The organism is Pseudomonas protegens, from assembly GCF_003732485.1.
Taxonomy (GTDB): domain Bacteria; phylum Pseudomonadota; class Gammaproteobacteria; order Pseudomonadales; family Pseudomonadaceae; genus Aquipseudomonas; species Aquipseudomonas protegens_B.
In genome coordinates, this window is record NZ_MOAK01000086.1 from 619,564 (window position 1) to 625,152 (window position 5,589).

Genomic DNA, 5,589 nt, shown 5'->3' on the forward strand with positions numbered 1-5,589 from the left:
GTGCTGGCGGCGGTGCCTTCGGTGCGTCCCGACGTTACGGTGATTCACGCGCAGAAAGCTGATCGCAAGGGCAACGTCCTGTTGTGGGGCATCCTTGGGGTTCAGAAAGAGGCCGCCCTGGCCGCCAAGCGCTGCATCGTCACCGTCGAGGAAATCGTCGACGACCTGAATGCGCCGATGAACGCCTGCGTGCTGCCGACCTGGGCCCTGAGCGCGGTCTGCCACGTGCCCGGCGGTGCCCATCCGTCCTATGCGCACGGCTATTCCGAGCGTGACAACCGCTTCTACCAGGCCTGGGACCCGATCGCCCGCGACCGTGAGACCTTCACCGCGTGGATCAACGAATACATCCACGGCAGTGCCGACTTCAGCGAATTCCAGGCCAAGCTGGCCGCAGCTTCGGAGGCCCAGTAATGACCTACTCCACCAATGAAATGATGACCGTGGCCGCGGCCCGTCGCCTGCAGAACGGCTCGGTGTGCTTCGTCGGTATCGGCCTGCCGTCCAAGGCCGCCAACCTGGCGCGCCTGACCTCGTCGCCGGACGTGGTGCTGATCTACGAGTCCGGCCCCATCGGTGCCAAGCCAAGCGTGCTGCCGCTGTCCATCGGTGACGGTGAACTGGCGGAAACTGCCGACACCGTAGTCCCCACTGGAGAGATTTTCCGCTACTGGCTGCAGGGCGGACGCATCGATGTGGGGTTCCTCGGCGCGGCCCAGGTCGACCGTTTCGGCAACATCAACACCACGGTGGTGGGTGATTATCATCGGCCCAAGGTGCGCCTGCCGGGCGCCGGCGGTGCGCCGGAGATCGCCGGTTCGGCGAAAAGCGTACTGATCATCCTCAAGCAGTCGTCCCGTTCCTTCGTCGACAAGCTGGACTTCATCACCTCCGTCGGTCACGGCGAGGGTGGCGACTCGCGCAAACGCCTGGGCCTGCCTGGCGCCGGTCCGGTGGGGATCATCACCGACCTGTGCATCATGGAGCCGGAAGCCGGTACCCACGAATTCGTCGTCACCTCCCTGCACCCGGGCGTGACCCGCGAGCAGGTCGTAGCCGCCACCGGCTGGGCGATCCGTTTCGCCGAGCACGTGGCCGAGACGGCCGCGCCTACCGAAGTCGAACTGACCGCCCTGCGTGATCTGGAAGCACGCACCGCCGCGGCCCATGGCCAAGCCCCCGGAGAAGCCTGATGCGCGACGTATTCATCTGTGATGCCATTCGTACCCCCATCGGCCGCTTTGGCGGCGGCCTGTCGACGGTGCGCGCCGATGACCTGGCGGCGGTGCCGATCAAGGCGCTGATGGAGCGCAACCCGACGGTGGACTGGAATGCCGTTGACGAGGTGTTCCTCGGCTGCGCCAACCAGGCCGGTGAAGACAACCGCAACGTGGCGCGCATGGCACTGCTGTTGGCGGGCCTGCCGGACAGCGTGCCGGGCGTCACCCTCAACCGCCTCTGCGCCTCGGGCATGGATGCCATCGGCACCGCCTTCCGCGCCATTGCCAGTGGCGAGATGGAACTGGCCATCGCCGGCGGCGTCGAGTCCATGTCCCGTGCGCCCTTTGTCATGGGCAAGGCCGATGCCGCCTTCTCGCGCAACATGAAACTGGAAGACACCACCATCGGCTGGCGCTTCATCAACCCGCTGATGAAAGCCCAGTACGGCGTGGACGCCATGCCGCAGACCGCGGACAACGTCGCGGACGACTATAAAGTGTCCCGCGCCGACCAGGACGCCTTTGCCCTGCGCAGCCAGCAGCGCACTGCCGCGGCCCAGGCCGCCGGGTTCTTCGCCGAGGAAATCGTCCCGGTGCGCATCGCCCACAAGAAGGGCGAGAGCGTGGTGGAGCAGGACGAACACCCACGGGCCGACACCACCCTGGAAGCCCTGGGCAAACTCAAGCCGGTCAACGGCCCGGACAAGACCGTCACCGCCGGCAATGCGTCCGGGGTCAACGATGGGGCTGCCGCACTGATCCTGGCGTCGGCCGAGGCGGTCAAGAAACACGGCCTGACTCCACGTGCGCGAGTGCTGGGCATGGCCAGTGCCGGTGTGGCGCCGCGGGTCATGGGCATTGGCCCGGTGCCGGCGGTGCGCAAACTGATCGAACGCCTGGGTGTGGCCGTCAGCGACTTCGATGTGATCGAACTCAACGAAGCCTTCGCCAGCCAGGGCCTGGCAGTGCTGCGTGAGCTGGGCCTGGCCGACGATGCACCACAGGTCAATCCCAATGGCGGCGCCATTGCCTTGGGTCACCCGTTGGGCATGAGCGGCGCACGCCTGGTACTGACGGCCTTGCACCAGTTGGAAAAGAGCGGCGGTAAAAAAGGCCTGGCCACCATGTGCGTGGGGGTCGGCCAAGGGCTGGCACTGGCCATCGAGCGGGTTTGAATACCTGCCCTATATAAGAAGAGAACGAGGAACCACCATGAGTGACAAGCCCGGTTACCGGCGCCCGCAAGCGGGTACTCAGCCTGATTATCTGCACCCGGCCTACCAGTCGACCAACACCCGTTCGCCGTCCAAGCCGCTGGTGTTCCTGCCCCATTCGCTGTCGGAAATCACCGGCCCGAGCATTGGTGCCGAGTCGATCCAGGAGCGGGACAACGACCTGACGGCCCAGCACGAAGGCCAGCCCCAGGGCGAGCGCATCATCATCCACGGCCGGGTTCTGGACGAGAACGGCCTGCCGGTGCCGGGCATCCTGGTGGAGATCTGGCAGGCCAATGCTGCCGGTCGCTACAACCACGACCGCGACCTGCACGACGCACCCCTGGACCCGAATTTCACCGGCACCGGGCGCACCGTGACCGACGCCGACGGCTGGTACCAGTTCCAGACCATCAAGCCCGGCGCCTACCCCTGGGGCAACCACCATAATGCCTGGCGCCCGGCGCACATCCATTTCTCGCTGTTCGGCCCGAGCATTCTTACCCGCCTGGTGACCCAGATGTATTTCCCCGGCGACCCGCTGCTGGAATATGACCCGATCTACAACTGCGTGCCGGACACCCGTGCCAAGGAACGCCTGATCGCCAGCTTCGACCTGGAGAAAACCATTCCTTCCTACGCCCTCGGTTACCGTTGGGACATCGTCCTGCGCGGCCGCGATGCCACGCCGATGGAGAAATAACATGAGCCTGACCGCGACCACATCCCATACCGTCGGCCCCTACTATCACATCGGCCTGACCTGGCTGAACCGCGAAGACCTGACCGAGGAAGGCACCCTGGGCGAGCGGGTGGCAATTACCGGCCAGGTGGTGGACGGCAACGGCAACTTCGTCAACGACGCCATGCTGGAAGTCTGGCAAGCCAACGCCGCCGGCAAGTACCGCCACTGCGAGGATGAGCAGGACAAGCCCCTGGACCCGAACTTCCAGGGGTTTGGCCGGGTGCCGGTGGACGCCGAAGGGCGCTTTCGCTTCACCACCATCAAGCCGGGCATGGTGCCGGGTCTCAAGGGCACGACCCAGGCGCCGCACCTGGTGGTGCTGGTGTTCGCCCGTGGCCTGGTCAAGCACCTGCTGACCCGGATCTACTTCGACGGTGAACCGGCCAATGCCGCCGACCCCTTGCTGGCCTGCGTACCCGAGGAGCGTCGCACCACGTTGCTGGCCAAGGCCGATGCCGAGGGCCACTACCAGTGGAACGTGATCCTCCAGGGTACTGACGCCGAAACCGTGTTCTTCGACTACTGACCCGGCCTTGTGTGACCACTGCCGCGGGCTGCGTAGCAGGCGCGGCGGGCTTGAACCGGCAGAGGTTCGGCTTGAGACCGCCAAGCAAGGCCCTGTGGGCCTTTTCGCAGCCTCGCCGTGGCTCGGCAGCGGCTACGGGGCAGAACCACAGGGCCCAGGCCGAGCCGAGGTTGACCCTTGCCCGGCAGCGGGCAAGACGCTATCCGCAGGGAACGGGAATGTTGCAAAGTGTGTCTAGACTCACACTGTCCCCCATGAGTGAAAAAACCATGACAACAACGACAAGTCACTACACCGCAGAGGAGCGCAGCAAAAGGATCTTTGCCATTGTCGGTGCCTCCTCCGGCAACCTGGTGGAATGGTTCGACTTCTATGTCTATGCCTTTTGCGCCATCTATTTCGCCCCGGCCTTCTTTCCCTCCGACGATCCGACGGTGCAGTTGCTCAACACCGCCGGGGTGTTCGCCGCCGGCTTTCTGATGCGTCCCATCGGCGGCTGGCTGTTCGGCCGGGTCGCCGACCGTCACGGGCGCAAGAACTCGATGATGATCTCGGTGCTGATGATGTGCGCCGGTTCCCTGGTGATCGCCTTCTTGCCCACCTACGCCAGCATCGGTGCCTGGGCGCCGTTCCTGCTGCTGGTGGCGCGCCTGTTCCAGGGCCTGTCGGTGGGCGGCGAGTACGGCACCACCGCCACCTACATGAGTGAGGTGGCGCTCAAGGGCCAGCGCGGCTTCTTTGCCTCCTTCCAGTACGTGACCCTGATCGGCGGGCAACTGCTGGCGGTGTCGGTGGTGGTGATCCTCCAGCAGTTCCTCGATGAGGCCGAGCTCAAGGCCTGGGGCTGGCGCGTTCCGTTCGTGATCGGCGCCATCGCGGCGCTGATCTCGCTGCTGCTGCGCCGTTCGCTGAAAGAGACCACCAGCAAGGAAATGCGCGAGGACAAGGACGCCGGCAGCATCGCCGCGTTGTTCAAGAATCACTCGGCGGCCTTTATCACCGTACTCGGCTACACCGCCGGCGGCTCGCTGATTTTCTACACCTTCACCACCTACATGCAGAAGTACCTGGTGAACACCGCGGGCATGCACGCCAAGACGGCCAGCTACATCATGACCGGCGCGCTGTTCCTTTATATGTGCATGCAGCCGCTGTTCGGCATGCTGGCGGACAAGATCGGCCGGCGTAACTCGATGCTCTGGTTCGGTGCCCTGGGTACGCTGTTCACGGTGCCGATCCTGCTGACCTTGAAGACCGTCACCAGCCCGTTCCTGGCCTTTGTGCTGATCACCCTGGCCCTGGCCATCGTCAGTTTCTACACCTCCATCAGCGGCCTGGTGAAGGCCGAGATGTTCCCGCCGCAAGTGCGCGCGCTGGGGGTGGGCTTGGCTTATGCGGTGGCCAATGCGATCTTCGGTGGCTCGGCGGAATGGGTGGCCCTGAACTTCAAGAACATGGGCATGGAAAACACCTTTTACTGGTATGTCACGGCGATGATGGCGATTGCCTTTCTGTTCAGCCTGCGTCTGCCGAAACAGGCGGCGTACCTGCACCACGACCTTTGACCCATGCACCTGCGCCCGCCCAGGGCGCAGGTGCAGCAAGGACTGTTTATGACCCTACCTGCGAGCAATCAGTTGTTCGATGCCTACTTTACTGCCCGGGAAATGCGCGGAGTGTTCTGCGACCAGGGGCGGGTCCAGGCCATGCTCGACTTCGAGGCCGCCCTGGCCCGGGCCGAGGCGCGGACCGGGTTGATTCCCAGCGCGGCGGTTGCCTCCATCGAGGCGGCCTGCCGCGCCGAACTCTATGACTTCCAGGCCCTGGGCGAAGCGATTGCCACGGCCGGCAATTCGGCGATTCCACTGGTCAAGGCCCTGGGCA

At 64.8% G+C, this 5,589-nt stretch carries 6 protein-coding genes and 1 pseudogene; all 7 read left to right on the forward strand.

The genetic code is table 11. The features are described from left to right. On the forward strand, positions 1-414 hold a 414-nt coding region (locus BLX41_RS36690), incomplete at its 5' end, for a CoA-transferase (protein WP_311197604.1). Next, complete coding sequence (locus tag BLX41_RS29860) at positions 414-1,193, forward strand: CoA-transferase subunit beta (RefSeq protein WP_123727763.1); 780 nt, start codon at positions 414-416, stop codon at positions 1,191-1,193. The genes BLX41_RS36690 and BLX41_RS29860, both read left to right, overlap by 1 nt. Continuing rightward, positions 1,190-2,395 carry a 3-oxoadipyl-CoA thiolase gene (gene pcaF, locus BLX41_RS29865; protein ID WP_185073863.1) on the forward strand — a complete coding sequence of 402 codons (1,206 nt, stop codon included), beginning with the start codon at positions 1,190-1,192 and terminating at the stop codon, positions 2,393-2,395. The genes BLX41_RS29860 and pcaF overlap by 4 nt, the downstream gene beginning before the upstream one ends. A gap of 37 nt (positions 2,396-2,432) precedes the next feature. Then, a complete protein-coding gene (gene pcaH / locus BLX41_RS29870) occupies positions 2,433-3,137 on the forward strand; it encodes a protocatechuate 3,4-dioxygenase subunit beta (protein ID WP_123727765.1) in 705 nt (234 codons plus the stop codon). Position 3,138: 1 nt separating this feature from the next. Next, a complete protein-coding gene (gene pcaG / locus BLX41_RS29875) occupies positions 3,139-3,705 on the forward strand; it encodes a protocatechuate 3,4-dioxygenase subunit alpha (protein ID WP_123727766.1) in 567 nt (188 codons plus the stop codon). A 254-nt stretch (positions 3,706-3,959) separates the two neighbouring features. After that, positions 3,960-5,270 (forward strand): MFS family transporter, encoded by a 1,311-nt coding sequence (locus BLX41_RS29880; RefSeq protein WP_259745361.1) that lies wholly within the window; start codon positions 3,960-3,962, stop codon positions 5,268-5,270. Between the two features lie 48 nt (positions 5,271-5,318). After that, a pseudogene (locus BLX41_RS36695) lies at positions 5,319-5,589 on the forward strand (lyase family protein); the annotation flags it as partial.